At 66.6% G+C, this 15225-nt stretch carries 11 protein-coding genes; 5 read left to right on the top strand and 6 right to left on the bottom strand.

What is annotated here, in order from left to right; all coding sequences use genetic code 11:
• Position 1 precedes the first annotated feature (1 nt).
• Together ftcD and FJY88_02915 are read left to right on the top strand one after the other, a co-directional pair.
• Entirely contained in the window at positions 2–1690 is a 1689-nt protein-coding gene (gene ftcD, locus FJY88_02920) for a glutamate formimidoyltransferase (protein ID MBM3286292.1), read from the top strand.
• 104 nt (positions 1691–1794) lie between these two features.
• Positions 1795–3597, top strand: a complete 1803-nt coding sequence (locus tag FJY88_02915) for a hypothetical protein (protein ID MBM3286291.1) — start codon at positions 1795–1797, stop codon at positions 3595–3597.
• A 93-nt stretch (positions 3598–3690) separates the two neighbouring features.
• Here FJY88_02915 and FJY88_02910 read toward each other — a convergent pair whose 3' ends face one another.
• From FJY88_02910 to FJY88_02890, 5 genes are all read right to left on the bottom strand, one after another.
• Complete coding sequence (locus tag FJY88_02910) at positions 3691–4488, bottom strand: class I SAM-dependent methyltransferase (protein MBM3286290.1); 798 nt, start codon at positions 4486–4488, stop codon at positions 3691–3693.
• A gap of 238 nt (positions 4489–4726) precedes the next feature.
• Positions 4727–5887 carry an ABC transporter permease gene (locus FJY88_02905; GenBank protein MBM3286289.1) on the bottom strand — a complete coding sequence of 387 codons (1161 nt, stop codon included), beginning with the start codon at positions 5885–5887 and terminating at the stop codon, positions 4727–4729.
• A gap of 1 nt (position 5888) precedes the next feature.
• A complete protein-coding gene (locus FJY88_02900; protein MBM3286288.1) occupies positions 5889–7241 on the bottom strand; it encodes an ABC transporter permease in 1353 nt (450 codons plus the stop codon).
• Positions 7139–8095 (bottom strand): ABC transporter ATP-binding protein, encoded by a 957-nt coding sequence (locus FJY88_02895; protein ID MBM3286287.1) that lies wholly within the window; start codon positions 8093–8095, stop codon positions 7139–7141. Before FJY88_02895 ends, FJY88_02900 begins: the two co-directional genes overlap by 103 nt.
• The gene (locus FJY88_02890; protein ID MBM3286286.1) at positions 8065–10236 is read right to left on the bottom strand and encodes a phospholipid carrier-dependent glycosyltransferase; all 2172 of its coding nucleotides are present in this window, start codon (positions 10234–10236) and stop codon (positions 8065–8067) included. Before FJY88_02890 ends, FJY88_02895 begins: the two co-directional genes overlap by 31 nt.
• A 119-nt stretch (positions 10237–10355) precedes the next feature.
• Between FJY88_02890 and nadA the strand changes: the two genes are divergently transcribed.
• Complete coding sequence (nadA, locus tag FJY88_02885) at positions 10356–11306, top strand: quinolinate synthase NadA (protein ID MBM3286285.1); 951 nt, start codon at positions 10356–10358, stop codon at positions 11304–11306.
• A gap of 9 nt (positions 11307–11315) precedes the next feature.
• Here nadA and FJY88_02880 read toward each other — a convergent pair whose 3' ends face one another.
• Positions 11316–12371, bottom strand: coding sequence for a glycosyltransferase (locus FJY88_02880; protein MBM3286284.1), 1056 nt, complete (start codon positions 12369–12371; stop codon positions 11316–11318).
• 186 nt (positions 12372–12557) lie between these two features.
• Here FJY88_02880 and FJY88_02875 point away from each other — a divergent pair, with 186 nt between their 5' ends.
• Together FJY88_02875 and FJY88_02870 are read left to right on the top strand one after the other, a co-directional pair.
• A complete protein-coding gene (locus FJY88_02875) occupies positions 12558–14348 on the top strand; it encodes a 2-oxoacid:acceptor oxidoreductase subunit alpha (GenBank protein ID MBM3286283.1) in 1791 nt (596 codons plus the stop codon).
• Complete coding sequence (locus tag FJY88_02870) at positions 14345–15223, top strand: 2-oxoacid:ferredoxin oxidoreductase subunit beta (GenBank protein MBM3286282.1); 879 nt, start codon at positions 14345–14347, stop codon at positions 15221–15223. Before FJY88_02875 ends, FJY88_02870 begins: the two co-directional genes overlap by 4 nt.
• Positions 15224–15225 lie beyond the last annotated feature (2 nt).

The following is a 15225-nucleotide window of genomic DNA, read 5'->3' as shown; positions in this document are numbered from 1 at the left end:
GATGGCCGGCCTGGTCGAGTGCGTTCCCAACTTCAGCGAGGGGCGGGACCGTTCCGTCCTGGATGCGATCGCCCGCGAGATCGAGGGGGTGGCGGGAGTGCGCCTCCTCGATGTCGACCCGGGCGCGGACACCAACCGCACCGTCGTGACCCTCGTCGGCTCGCCCGCGGGCGTGGCGGAGGCGGCCTTCCGCGCGATCCGCTGCGCGTCGGCCTTGATCGACATGAGCCGGCACAAGGGGGCGCATCCGCGCATGGGGGCGACCGATGTCTGTCCGTTCGTTCCGGTGAGCGGCGTCACGATGGAGGATTGCGTCGAGATCGCGCGCGCCGTCGGCGAGCGCGTGGGGCGCGAGCTCGCGATTCCGATCTACCTCTACGAGCACGCCGCGTCCCGCCCGGAGCGGCGAAGCCTCGCCGACATCCGCGCCGGGGAGTACGAGGGTCTCGCGGACAAGCTGAAGGATCCCGCCTGGGTCCCCGACTTCGGCCCCGCCGCGTTCAACGCCAGATCCGGCGCGACGGTGATCGGCGCCCGCGACTTCCTGATCGCCTACAACGTGAACTTGAACACGCGGGACAAGCGGCTCGCCAACGAGGTCGCGCTCAACATCCGCGAGACGGGGCGGATCGCGCGCGATTCAAGCGGGGCGCAGGTCCTCGCAGAGGACGGGAGTCCCGTGCGGAAGCCCGGGCTTCTGCGGGCGGTGCGGGCGGTCGGATGGTCGATCGAGGAGTACGGGTGCGCGCAGGTCTCGATCAACCTGCTGAACTACCACCTCACGCCCCCGCATCTCGCCTTCGAGGCCTGCGTGACGGAGGCGGCCAAGCTCGGGCTCCGGGTCACGGGGAGCGAGCTGGTGGGATTGATCCCGCTGGACGCGATGCGCTCGGCCGGTCGCTACTATCTCGAGCGCCAAGGGGAATCGACGGGCGTCCCCGATGCCGAACTCGTCCATGTGGCCGTGCAGTCTCTCGGGCTGAACGACATCTCGCCCTTCGATCCCATGAAGAAGATCATCGAGTACCGCGTCCGCGAGGGGGGACGCCTGTTGATCGACAGGAGCGTGCGCGACTTCGTCGACGAGCTGTCGACCGACTCGCCCGCCCCCGGCGGAGGAAGCGTGGCCGCGCTTTGCGGCGCTCTGGGCGCCGCCCTGGCGGCCATGGTCGCGAACCTCACCGTCGGCAAGAAAGGGCACGAGGCGGCGCGAGAGGAGATGATCAAGATCGCGGAGGATGGCCAGCGCCTGAAGGACGCCTTCCTCGATGACATCGACCGCGACACCGACGCGTTCAATGCCGTCATGGCCGCCGGGCGTCTGCCGAAGAAGACCGCACAAGAGCAGCAGGCGCGCGAGGAAGCGATCCAGGAGGCTTCCCGGGAAGCGATCCGCGTTCCCCTGGGAGTCCTCGAGCGAACGGCCGCTGTTCTCGATCTCGCGGAGGCCGCCGCTACCCGAGGCAACCCGAACTCGGCGAGCGATGCCGCCGTCGCCGCCCTCGTCACCGTCGCCTGCGCGGAGGGCGCCTACGACAACGTGATGATCAACCTTCCCGGAATCGCCGACAAAGGTTGGGCGCGCGATGTCGCCTCTCGGGCCGGGTCGCTTCTGGCCAGCACATCCGATCGCGGTCAGAAGATCTCGGAGCGCGTCCGCGCGCGGCTCGAGGAGCAGGCCCAAGACTGACGCGCTGCCGACCCGCTTGTCAGAGGCCGGTCAGATCCTGTAGAATTGTGAAAATCCTGCTTCGGCCCCTGGGCGCAAACACGCAGCGACGCGGAGGAAGCAACATGCCACGCAATCCCGTACCCGCGCTCTTCACGCTTCTCCTCGCTCTGGCGGCCATACCCGCCATCTCCGCCCCAGATCCGGGCCTCGAAGCGCCGACGATCGACCGCTGGGAATGGGATGTCGACCGCACGGCGAAGCAGCTCCCGAGCTGGGAGACCCCGGAGGAGCGGGCCGCCTATGGGGGAATTCCCCCGCTGCGGCTCCTGGTCAACGACCCGCCGCCGGCGGCGCCGATCCGCAACGTGGCCGAGTACGAACCGATGACGATGGCGCTCATCCGCTACCCCCTCGGGATTCCCTACTCGCTGATCCGCGAGATGGACGAGGACGTCCAGATCGCCTGCGTCGTCTCCTCCAGCTCCTACAGCACAGCTCGGACCAACTTCCAGGCGAACGGAATCGACCCCAACGGAGTCGATTGGATCATCGCGCCGTCCGATTCATACTGGACGCGCGATTACGGCCCCTGGTTCGTCTTCGACGGCAACGGCGACATCAGGATCATCGATCATTACTACAACCGTCCGTACAGGCCGAACGACAACGCGGTCCCGATCGTCTGCGGGCAGCACTGGGGAATCCCCGTCCATACGCACGATCTCTGGCACACGGGCGGCAACTACATGACCGATGGATACGGGATCTCCTTCTCCACCGATCTCGTCTGGACGGAAAACGCGAGCAGGACGCACGAGCAGATCTTCCAGCTCATGCAGGACTACTACGGACTGAACACCTACAACGTCGTGCCCGATATCGCGACGACCGGGATTCACCACATCGATTGCTGGGCCAAGCTCCTCGACGAGGAGACGATCGTGATGAAGCAGGTCGCCTCGGGCCACGGCGACTACCCGGAACTCGAACAGAACGCGACTCTGATCGCCTCCCTCCAGAGTTCCACGGGCAGGAACTACCGCGTCGTCCGGGTCTTCTGCCCAAGCATCGGAGGCTCGAACGTCGCCGCCTACACAAACTCCCTGATCCTGAACGACAAGGTCCTCGTCCCCACGTTCAGCTTGTCGCCGGGGGACGCCAACGCCCTCCAGGTCTACGGCGCCGCCATGCCGGGCTATGAGGTGATCGGCGTCTCCTACAGCGGCTGGCTGACGGACGACGCCCTCCACTGCAGGGTCATGGGAATCGCCGACGGCGGCATGCTGCGGATCGAACACACCCCGATCGTCGAATGGGACGCCTACGCCCCCGTGCCGATTCGAGCGATGATCGACGACCGGAGCGAGGCGGGGCTGAAGGCGGATTCGCTCCTCGTCTGGTGGCGGGCCTATCCAACCGGTCAGACGCCGCCTTCCTTCGCCTCCTCCACATTGCTTCCCGACGCGCCCGCGGACTGGTATCAGGCCATGATCCCGGCTCAACCGAGCGCAACGACGGTGGACTACTACATCCACGCCGTCGACGAGTCGAATCGCCGGGAGGGAATGCCCCGCGCAGAGCCGGCGGCATGGTACTCCTTCGAGGTCGTCTTGCCTGCGGCGGGAGTGGACGAGGATGGCGCGCCCGCCGCCGGATCCATCGCGGGCGTCGCGCCCAACCCCTTCCGCGCTTCGACGGCGATCTCCTTCGAGCTTCTCTTCGATGAGACGGTGAGCCTGGCGGTCCATGACCTGCAGGGAAGCCGTGTCAGGACATTGCTCGATGGCCGGATCGCGGGAGGCAAGCACGAGATCGCCTGGGACGGAACGAACGACTCGGGCCTGCGCGCCGCCGCGGGAGTCTATTTCTTCAACCTGCGCGCCGCGGGCGTCGCCTACACGCGCAAGGTCGTGCTCGCGGACTGATCCCGCAATCCGGCGCCGTGGACTCCGCTCCCGATGGACTCGGGCGAAGGGAACCGTCGGGGTCCTTCGAACCCACCCCGATCGATCCCGCGCTCAACGGCGCAGAAGACAGAGCGACGTGCCCTCGATGTGCATGACTTCCGCGAAGCGAGGGTCCGTCTGGTAGAGCTCGTTCAGGGCGCGCGTAACGCCGGGCCAGTGCGGCGTGTCGTAGTCGTGCCAGAGCACAACGCCCCCCGGGCGGACGCAACTCAGCGCCACGCGGGAGTCGTTCAGCACGAAGTCGTAGCTGTGCGCGCCATCGACAAAGACGAGATCGACCCTGCCGGCGTACTGGGAGAAGTCGTACCGCGAAGAGTCTCCATAGAGCTGGACGATCCGCGCCTCCGTCCGCCGGCCGGCGAACCGGGCGCCCGATGAATCCTTGAGGATGTACTTCTTGTCGGAGTCCTCCAGCGCCTTGTCGACGCGCGGCAGGTCCTCAGCCGGGAGATCGAGAGTGATCACCTCTGTGCCGGGCCGCTGGTTCATCGCGATGTTCAGCGTCGTGCGGCCGTGGAAGGTGCCGATCTCGAGACTCAGCGAGGGATCCTGTTCCCGGACGAGCGACGCGATGACGACGAGCTCGAGAAGGCTCACGGCCCCGTCCGCATCTTCCAGCTCGGCGAGCGTGACGGTCGTCGAGGTCTTGATGACCTCCCCCAGAGGGCGCGGCGGTATGAGCCCGCGCGGGCGCCCCCCCGGAAGGCCGCCGGAGCCGAGACGGCTCGCGACCTCGCGCAGGAGCGGCCGGTTCCTGCGAAGAAGGAATCCCCCCGCCGCGAGATAGAGACAGGCGAGCGATCCCTGCGCGTAGAGCCTGAGACCCCTGATCAGCCTTCGGAGCGTCAACGCGCGAGCCCTCCGACTCCGCGCGATTCCGGCGGAGTCAACTGCTGCTACCCGTCGCAAACAGCGCGGCGCTGCCGCTGCGGTTGTCTGGGGAGTGCTTCACGAGGATCTCGTAACGCCCCCCGAGAAGCTCTCGTCCCTCGAGATTGCTTGTCACGCTGTCGCATGATCGGGCGAGACGGGGGTGATGTCAACCAGGCCGGAGGGCCCCGGTGAGGCGGCGAGCAGCCGTCCCTGCCTACTCGCTCCGCAGCTTCCTCACTCCCAGGCCCAGGAAGAGGATCGTGTAGGCGATCAGGACGAGACTCGGCCAGACCACAGCCTCTCCCCCTCGACCGAACGAGATCAATCCGTGGAGCCCATCCATCGCCCAGGCGGCCGGAGAGATGTGCCCGGCGGTCCGAAGCCAGCCGGGAACGACCTCGAGGGGCCACCAGCACCCTCCGATGGCGCCGAGGATGAGGGGGATGATCCAGCCGATCGCCGAGGCCTGCTCCGTGGTTCGTAGAACGGAGCCGAGCATCAGGCCGAGCGACCCGCACGCGGCGGCAAGGCAGAAGACGAGGACCGTGAGGGCCGCCGGGCTCGGTCCCCAGTAGACTCCAAAGGCGAGACGGCCCACGACAAGGAGGAGGGCGGCCTGCGCAAGGGCGAGCAGGATCCGCCCGAGCAGCTTTCCGGAGAGCAGACCGAAGCGGCTCACAGGCTGGGCGGCGAGGCGCGCCAGACAGCGAGTCTGCTTCTCCTGCGTCAACAGGATGGCTCCGTAGATCACCGTGTTCATCATGACGAAGAAAACCAGCATGGCCGGCGCGCTCGCCGCGAATCCTTGCGGGACCGCCCTGCCCTTGCCGGCCGTTCGCGCCTTCGCGGCGATCAGATCGGGCCGCTCCATGAGTCGACGGAACTCCGCCCGGAAGGACTCTCCCTCCAACGGGAGCCCGCCCGCTGCGAGGGAAGTGTCGATCTCTACGAGGGTCATGAGCATCCGAGCGATCGCCTTCTGGACATGGACGCGCGCCGCGAGAGTGTGCTGTTCGTTCGCGTTGCTCCTCTCCTCGAAACCCAGACCCACGCGCCGTCCAGAGACGAGGCTGTCCGAGAATCCCGCGGGGATCGTCAGAGTGCGGGCCGGCGGGCGGAGCGTGTCTCCTTCTTCGGCCATCCGGATGCTGAACAGCTCGCCTCGCAGGCTCTCGATCATGCGCTCGGAAAGGAATGTGTTGTCGTCATCCCGAACCGTCAGGCCTGTCGGCCTCACCGCGCTCCCCGATCCCATGAACGATCCGAAGAGTCCGATGAAGGCGATCGGCATCGCGAGCATCCAGATGATGGCCGAGCGCTCCTTGAAGACAAGGCGAAGCTCGCCCAACGCGATCAGGATGACGGCGCGCAGCACGCTAGGCCCCCCTCAGGATTCGCTTGCGCATCAAGGGCAGGGAGACGGCCACGAACAACACACCCATCCCGATCAGGATGCCCACGTTCGGAAGGAGTTCCGCAGGAGAGGCCTTCTCGAAGAGGAGCTTGTGAAACCCCGTGTTCGCCCAGTAGTTCAGCGTGAAGGGGGCGATCCTGCGGGCGAAGCCGGGCAGCACCGAGAGAGGAATGAAGCTCCCGCCCAGGAGCGACATCACCATGACGACGATCGATCCGAAGGCGCTGCCGGCGGTCTCGGACTCGAAGAGAGATTGCATGAGCGTCGCGAATCCGGTGGCGCAGAGCGCGAAGGCGAACGAGAGGACAGCGAAGCCCGCGATGGAGACCTTGCCGTCTCCCCACATCGCGGCGAGGATCCCAAGAATGACGATACACATGAGACCCAGGATCAGGGTCACGCCGATCTTGGCCGCGACGGGATTCCAAGGGCGGACCGGGCCCGCGAGCTGACGGGCGAGCGTGCCCGCCGATCTCTCGCGCCTCAAGTCCGACATGCTCGCGATGGCGAGGGTGAGGAGGGCGAAGGTCGCCATGCCCGGCAGGACGAAGAGAGCCACCTTGAGGGGCGACGAGGAGGAACGGTCGTCCCCTTCCGTCTCTCCGGACCGCAGGTAGATCGCCGGCGGGAAGACATAGCGGGCCGCTTTCCGCGCTTGTCGTCCGATGTCGACCGAGACAGCCGAGAGGAATGCGTCCGTGGGAGCCGCCCTCGACTCGACCTGCTCCTGGATTCCGCTCAAGGGATCGCCGAGGATCCGGGAAGCGCCCGTGCCCAGCAGCGCGAGCACGCCGGCGTACTCCTCCACGATCCGCGGGTAGACGGCCTCGGCGGGATTCTTCACGACCTCCAGGTAGCTCGTGCCTCCGCTGAAGAGACTGTCGCTGAATCCCGCGGGGACCCGGAGCATGGCGGAGACCTTGTCGTTCTCCACGAGCCGCAATCCGCCTGCGGAGTCCGCTTCCTGGATCTGGAAGGCGACGGGCGCTCTCCTCGATGTGAAGGCCGAGGAGATGAGCCTTGAGACGACTCCATCGTCCTCGTTGACGAGGGCGAGCTTGATCGGCGCGATCTCATCGCCGCCCCCGAACGCGAGCCCGATCAACAGGGCGAAGACGATCGGGAAGGACAGGAACACCAGGGGCAGGATCGGGGACCGAACCCACCTCAGCAGGTCCTTTCGCAGCGACAGCAAGACCGTCCGCACGACCGTCAGTCCCTCAGCTCGCGGCCCGTCAACTTGAGGAAGACGTTCTGGAGGCTCGCCTCCCTCATCGAGATTTCCTCGACCTCGATTCCCCCGCGAAGAAGCGATGAGAGCAGATCCGCGACCGCGCGAGCGGCGCCTCCCACGGAGAGCATCGCCGCGTCATCCTCGAGAGAGAGAAGATGGATGCTCGGATCGGACGCGATCGAGGCGCGGAGCGCCTCGGCCCGGAACTTCCCCCTGAGAGCGACGACCGTCCCCTCCCCCACCATGCTCCGCAACTCGGAGACAGTCCCCTCGGCGAGAACCCGGCCGTGGTCCATGATTCCGACCCTGTCGCACAGGGTCTCCGCTTCCTCGAGATAGTGAGTGGTGTAGAGGATTCCCGTCCCCTCCCGCTGGATCTCGCGAACCACGTCGAGGATGTTGATGCGGGCCTGGGGATCGATCCCGACCGTCGGCTCATCAAGGAGCAGAAGTCGAGGGCGGTGCATCAAGCCGATCGCGAGGTTCAATCGTCTCTTCATGCCGCCCGAGAAGGTCCGCGCCTGCTGTTTCGACCCTGCCGAGAGGCCGACGCGATCGAGGATCTGCCCCGCCCGGCCGCGAAGATCCGCCCCCGAGAGCCCGTGCAGGGAAGCGAAGTAGGCCACGTTCTCGTAGGCCGTGAGGGTTGGATAGAGCGCCGTCTCCTGCGGCACCACGCCGATCGATCGCTTGAAGCGGATGGGATCGGAGGCGAGCTCGCATCCGTCGAGGACGATCCTGCCTCCGTCCGGCATCAGGAGTCCCGTGATGCAGGAGATCGTGGTCGTCTTGCCGGCGCCGTTCGGCCCGAGCAGCCCATAGATCATCCCCTCCGACACGGCGAAGGTGATCCCGTCGACCGCCCGCGTCTGCCCGAAGCTCTTCCGCAGGTCCTGAACCTGGATCAAGGTCGTCTCCCCTCCTCGAATCCCCATCTTCGCCCCATCCGATCGACCTGGTCCCGGATGGCCAGCATCTCCGGATCCGCGGGAGCGACCTTAGCACAGTAGGCCGCGCTCTCGCGCGCCCGATTCCAATCGACTCGGGCCGAGTCCCTGCCGCCCGCGCGCAGCCGATCCTGCGCCCTGTACAGGTAGGCCACCGCCAGGTTGTGATGGATCAGGTGCGCCCGCGGGGAGATCCGCCGCGCGACCGCGAGATGGCGCAGCGCCTCGTCCCAGTCCCTCTCTCCGAGCGCGAGGTCCGAGAGGATCAACGGCGTCTCGACATCCGTCGTGTCCATGGCGGCGACGATTCGATACCCCTGCGCCGCCGCCGCCGTGTCCCCGAGCTGAAGACGCAGAAAGGAGAGGGTCTTCCACAGATACGGCGTCGGGGAAAACGCTTCCGTCCTCGCTTCCAGCATCTCCCTCCCCCCGGCCAGGTCCCCGCGATCGAGCGCGGCGGAGAGCGAGTCCTCCCACTCCAGCCGGCCGCGAAGGTAGTAGATCGCGTAGCGATCCCGCGACCAGACGATGTCGGAGGAGTCCTTGATCGCGTCGAGATTCCTGAAGACGCCCCTGCAGGCTTCCTCTCCTCGGACCAGGCGCTCCCGCCCCGACGCGCCGAGAAAGCGAATCCCGCGGGAGAGGTATGTCGCCGGCAGTTCGCGGCCGAGGAAGTCGATCCTATCGACTGTGAGCCGATCCGTCCGGGGGAACGCCCCTCCCGGCTCGATGACGACCCTCTCTCCCGCCGGGACGTTCTCATCGATCCAGGCCGTCATCTCGATCCGGGGATCGAGCGTCGCGCGGCGCGACTCGCGCCTGACGAGACGGATCGTCCCCGGCAGGAGCACCAGGATCAGGAGCAGGGCGAGGACTTTCCTTTCCGCGTCAGGAGTGAGCTTCCGCCACCTTGAGATCGATCCGAGGACGGCCTCCACGCCCCACGCGGCGAGCAAGAGGACGGCGGGCCACGGAAGGAGGATGTAGCGGGCATACAGGCTTTCCCACATGAACATCGGCAGGAATGTCGCCGCCACCCAGACAACCACCGCCGACGGGCCGAATCGCCGCGTCCTGATCGCCGCCGCCGCGCCTGCGAGGGCCGCGATCATCCCCGCCGCCCCCAGGTTGTGCCAGACGATCCCTCCGATCTTCTCCGCTGGAGTGGCCTCGACGGCTTCAGCGCCCCGGAAGGTCGGGGTGATCGATGAGACCCTGTGGAACTCGTACGCCAGGTCCTTCGCGAAACGGGAGAAGTCGAGTACGGCATAAGGGGTCGTGACGATGAAGGCGAGCGCCGCCGCGAGCGCGCCGTACAAGAGAAGTCGGGTCGCGTTCATCCCCTCGGAGCGCCAGCGCCACACCGCGAGGGCGGCAAGGACCAAGGCCACGAGTCCCGCGTTGTACTTCGTTCCCGCGGCGAGTCCGGCGAGGATCCCGGCTAAGATCCACTCCTTCCTTCCTCCCGCTTCCGCTCTGATCGCGCCGAGAAGCGCCAGCGTCGCGAGCCCGGCCGACGCCATGTCGGTGGTGATCAGATGGGAGTGCTCGACGGCGAGCGGGGAAACGGCCAGGAAGAACGCGGCCATGCGGGCCGCCCTCGGACTCCCGCCGATCCGGCGGGCGACGGCATGGATCGCCGCGATCGCGATGACGCCCGCGGCGACGCTGATGGAGCGGCCGATCAGATAGAGCGCGGGGACGCCGAGGGTCGGGTAGAAGTAGAGAACCCCTCCTTCGGGCGGACGCGGATAGGTCCCGGAACCGATCCACTGGAGCGCCTGCGCGAAACCGTCGAACCGCCCCGCGATGACTCCTCCCAGCATCACGAGCCCGTAGAAGGCGGCGAGCAGGTAGATGAGGCCGGTCGGATAGTTGAAGAAGTGCGGGTTCAGCGTCCCGTGCCGCCACATCCAGACGGCGTTGTCCACCATGGTCGGCTCGTCGTAGTGGAGGACGTAGGGCAGATCGCCGTCGAGCTTCCAGAGGCGCAGCAAGAGGCCAAGCGCCAGAATCCCCCAGAGGGCGAGATCGCGAGACGGCCCTGGCCGGCTATCCGCAGTCCCGCCTCGCGCCGCCGTTGGCCCGCCGCCTTCGCCGTGCGGGGTCGCGCTCCGCGCAGGTTCCATCGGAGGCGATGATAGCAGAAGGAAAGGAGGCGTTCTGCCTCGTGCTAGGATGGGAGCATGCGAGCGGGACTCCACGCGAAGGGAGGCGGGGGGCGGGAACGCTCAGCGTGAGGGAAGAGATGGCCTCGATGTCGTCGGAGATCGACCCCGGCCTCGATATCCACGGGGAGATCGAGCGCCTCCGCAAGGAGAAGAACGCGGTCATTCTCGCCCACTACTATCAGGAGGGCGAGATCCAGGACATCGCCGACCGCGTCGGGGACAGTCTCGCCCTGGCCCAGGCCGCGGAGAAGACCGAGGCGCGCGTCATCGTCTTCGCCGGAGTCCACTTCATGGCCGAGACCGCGAAGATCCTGAACCCCGATCGGCTCGTGGTCGTCCCCGACCTGGAGGCGGGCTGCTCTCTCGCCGACGGCTGTCCCCCGGAGGCCTTCCAGGCCTTCCTCTCGAGATACCCCGATCACTTCGTCGTGAGCTATATCAACTGCTCGGCGGCGGTGAAGGGGATGTCCGACATCATCTGCACCTCGTCCAACGCGGAGAAGATCGTCCGGTCGGTGCCGGAAGGACAAGGGATCGTCTTCGCCCCGGATCAGCACCTTGGCCGCTACATCATGAGCAGGACCGGCCGCCCGATGATCCTCTGGCCCGGATCCTGCGAGGTGCACGAGCTCTTCTCGGAGAGGAAGATCGTCCAGCTCAAGCTGCGGCATCCGGCGGCCCAGATCGTGGCGCACCCGGAGTGCGAGGAGTCGGTGCTGCGGCACGCTGACCACATCGGGTCGACCAGCTCGATCCTGAAGTTCGTCGTGGAGGATGCGGGCGAGGTCTACATCATCGCGACCGAGCCGGGAATCATCCATCAGATGGAGAAGATGGCGCCTGGGAAGACCTACATCCCGGCTCCTCCCGATTCGTCCTGCGCGTGCAACGAGTGCCCGCACATGAGGCTCAACACCTTGGAGAAGCTCTATCTCTGCTTGCGCGACGGGCGGCCCGAGATCCGCCTCGACGAAGAGATCCGCAAGCGCGCCCTGGTCCCGATCCGGAGAATGCTGGCCCTGTCCTGAAGCCCCCGGCTAGTGCAGGCAGAGGAAGTCGGCGCCCTCTTCTCGCCCCTCGGCTCGAAGCGAATCGCGAATCAGCTCCCGCGCCCCCGGAACCCCGACGGCGACCAAGAAGAACGCCTCGGGATGGGCGCGCATCGCGCTCTGCATGTCGAGGACGGGACGGCCCCGCCTCTCCCTGCCGATCTTGCGCGGATCGATGTCGACGAATCCGACGATCTCGGGAGCGGGGGGCGCCGAGCGGGTCTCCTCCTCCCATCCTCGCGCCAGCCGTCTTCCGTCGCGCCCCGCCCCCCACACGATTAGGGGCCTGACGATCTTCTTCTCCGCGAGATGGCGTCTCAGATGATGGAGCCTGCAACGGAGGAACGCGGCGGGGCTGTACCTCGGGTCCCTTCGCGAGAGGCGATCGGGGTGATCGCGCCAGCAGTAGAGAACCTCAGCGACATTCGAGATGAGCTGTCCGGCTCGATGAAGCCGCAGCCAGAGGTCGTAGTCCTCGGGCCACCCCATCTCCCGGTACCCTCCGAGACCGCGAATCGCCGCGGCCCGCATCATCGCCGTCGGGTGCGCGAGGGGGCTCTCGATCCAGATCTCGCGCGCGCAGATCTCCGCCGTCACGCAACCGGAGAGCCAATCGAGATAGCGGCTCATGCCCCCCGAGATTCTCCCCTCGGGGCGGGTGAGCGCGCCGACCGCGGCCAGATCCGGGTGGCGCTCGAGCGTCTCGGCCTGTCGGGCGAGCCGCTCGGGAAGGCTCCGGTCATCGGCGTCCTGGCGGGCCAGGATCGAGCCGCGCGCTTCCCGGCGGGCCGCCTCGAGCGCACGGACGATCCCGCCTTCCCCGGACATCCGCATCACTCGGATGCGGCGATCGCGCAGGCGCCATTCATCCAAGACCGCCGCGGAACGATCGCGGGATCCGTCGTCGACGGCGAGGCACTCCCAGTCCTTGAAGTCCTGCCCGATGAGGGAATCGAGGCACGCGGGGAGGAACTCCTCCGCGTCCCGCACCGGGAGGAGGATGGAGATGAGCGGCGTTTCCGACACACGTGAATGGTAGCGCATTTCCCGCGCCGCTAACTCGCCGTCTGCTAGCGAGGTAGCCTCTCTCGGCCTATCTTTCCGCTTGTCTTCGTGAAGGGGGGGTCCGTAACTTGTATGGATAGGCCCGCCCGAGGCAAGGCGGGCCGGCAGAGCGCCCGCCGGCAAGTGTAGAAGGGACGACGAGGGGAGCCGGCTTCGCCGATCCTCATGCGCCCTGCGCGTTCAGTCCCCGAGGGAAGCCTGGGAGGTTTCATGGAGGCGGTCCGGGAGTTCGTCGTCGGCATCGGCGGTGAGTCGGGGGAGGGAGTCGTCCTCGCGGGCGACATCCTCACCATGACGGCCGCCAGAATGAACATCCACAGCTCGAGTTTCCGCACGTTCCCGGCGGAAGCGCGCGGAGGCCCCTCCGTGGTCAAGCTCCGGCTGTGCCTCGACCATGTATACAGCCTCGGCGACGAGTACGACATCCTCGTCGCGTTCAACGAGGATGCCTACGGCCTCCACGGCCCCGACCTCGCCCAGCACGGCGTCCTCGTGATCGACGGAGAGCACGATGATCCGGTCCAGAGGCGCCATCCGGAGCTCGCGGACCGGATCGTCTACCAGATCCCGATGGACCGGATCTCGCGCAAGGATGTCGGAGAGCCCAGAACGAAGAACATGGTCGCCGTGGGGGCGGTCTCGGCCCTGTTCGGATTCTCCAGGGTCATGATCGAGAAGAACCTCGCGGAACGATTCGCGAAAAGAAGCGGGAAGATCCTGCAGGACAACCTCAACGCCTTCACGGCAGGCTACGACTATGCCGTGGCGCACGTCGAGAAGCACGATCCCTTCGAGCTGAAGGAGGAGGAGGGCGAGGGGTTCATCGTCCTCTCCGGCAACGAGGCGGTCGCGCTCGGCTCGCTCTACGCCGGCTGCCGCTTCTTCGGAGGCTATCCGATCACCCCGGCGACCGAAATCATGGAGATCCTCGCTTATGAGCTGCCGCGCGTCGGCGGCGCCATGTATCAGGCGGAGGACGAGATCGCGAGCATCGGGGCGGTTCTCGGGGCTTCCTTCACGGGCGTGCGGTCCATGACCGCGACCTCGGGACCCGGACTCTCGTTGATGGCCGAGCTGATCGGCTTGAGTTCCATGGGGGAGATTCCTTGCGTCATCGTCAATGTCCAGCGCGGGGGTCCGAGCACGGGCCTTCCGACCAAGACCGAGCAGGCCGACCTCTCCCTCGCGCTCGCCGCGACTCACGGCGACGCGCCTCATGTCGTCCTCGCCGCCACGACGATCCGCGACTGCTTCGAGATCATGCAACTCGCGTTCGATGTAGCCGACTGCTATCAGCTCCCCGTCATCGTGCTCACGGAGCAGGCGCTCGGCTTCCGCAGGGCTGACCTCCCGCGTTCCCTCCTGCGCGCGAAGCCGGTGACGTCCCCCCTGTGCCCTCCCCAGGAGATCGTGGACCAGGCTCTCTACTTCCGCTACCGGCTCACGGAGAATGGGGTCTCCGCCAGGACGATACCCGGCACGATCGGCGGCGCGCATGTCGTGACGGGACTCGAGCACGCCGAGGACGGGAAGCCCGCCTACGATCCGCCGACGAGGCGGGCGATGATGGAAAAGCGGCAGCGCAAGCTGACCGGGGTCCTGAAGGAGTTCGGCTCCGTGAAGAGATACGGCGACGCCAACCCGGACATCGGTGTAATCGGGTGGGGGTCGACCGCCGGGCCGATCCGCGAGGCCGTGCAGATCGCGTGCGGAGCGGGAGTCAAGGCGGGCGGCTTCGTCCCGCGCATGATCTACCCGAGTCCCAATGAAGATATCCGGGCCTTCATCCAATCCTGCAAAAAGGTCTTCGTGATCGAGGGAAACATGTCGGGGCAGTATGCCGCGTTTCTCCGATCGCAGATTCCGGGGTTCGACCCGGTTGTCGTGACACGCTACGACGGCCTGCCGATCCAGCGCGGCGACGTGCTGAAGAAGATAAGGGAGATGGCGCCATGAACCCGCCCGAGCCCTCGACGACTGCCGCCACGAGAAGGGCGGCCGACTACAAGAGCAGCCGCAAGCCCGTCTGGTGCCCCGGGTGCGGCGACTATGGGGTGCTGAACTCGATCTTCTCCGCGCTGGCCACGACCGCGATCGACCCCGATCGCCTGGTCGTCGTCTCCGGCATCGGATGCTCGAGCCGCATGCCCGGATTCATCAGGGCCTACGGCTTCCATGGAGCCCACGGACGCGCTCTCCCAGTGGCGGTGGGGGTCAAGACGGCCAATCCGGCCCTCGATGTCCTCGTCGTCGGAGGCGATGGAGACGCCTTCTCCATCGGCGGCGGACATGTGTCGCACGTCGCCCGGCGGAACATCAACATCACCTACATCGTCATGGACAATCAGATCTACGGCCTCACGAAGGGGCAGGTGTCTCCCACCTCGGACCCCGGAACGACGACCAAGGCGAGCCCCTATGGCTCCTTCGAGTACTCGATCCAACCGGTCCAGCTCATGCTCTCCTACGGCGCGACCTACGTCGCCCGCGGCTTCTCCTCCTACCCCAAGGAGCTCGCCGCCATGATCGACCGCGGGATCCGCCACAATGGCTTCTCGTTCATTCATGTCCTCAGCCCTTGCGTCACGTTCAACAAGAGCATCGGATACGACTACTATCAGAGCCACGTCGTGCCGATTCCGGACGACCACGACACGAACGACATATGGGCCGCGCTCCGCCTCACGGGAGATCCGCCAGACACCTACTACTTGGGCGTCTTCTATGAGGTCGACCGGCCATCCTATACGGACATGTTGTACAAGGGAGGCCGGCGGCCGTCTCCGGAGCCGCCGATCGACACGGAGAGGATCATAAGGAGATTCTCATAGAC

The sequence above is a fragment of the Candidatus Eisenbacteria bacterium genome, from assembly GCA_016867495.1.
Classification (GTDB): domain Bacteria; phylum Eisenbacteria; class RBG-16-71-46; order CAIMUX01; family VGJL01; genus VGJL01.
The sequence above is the reverse complement of the archived record's forward strand: the minus strand, read 5'-3'. Positions and strand labels throughout refer to the sequence as shown.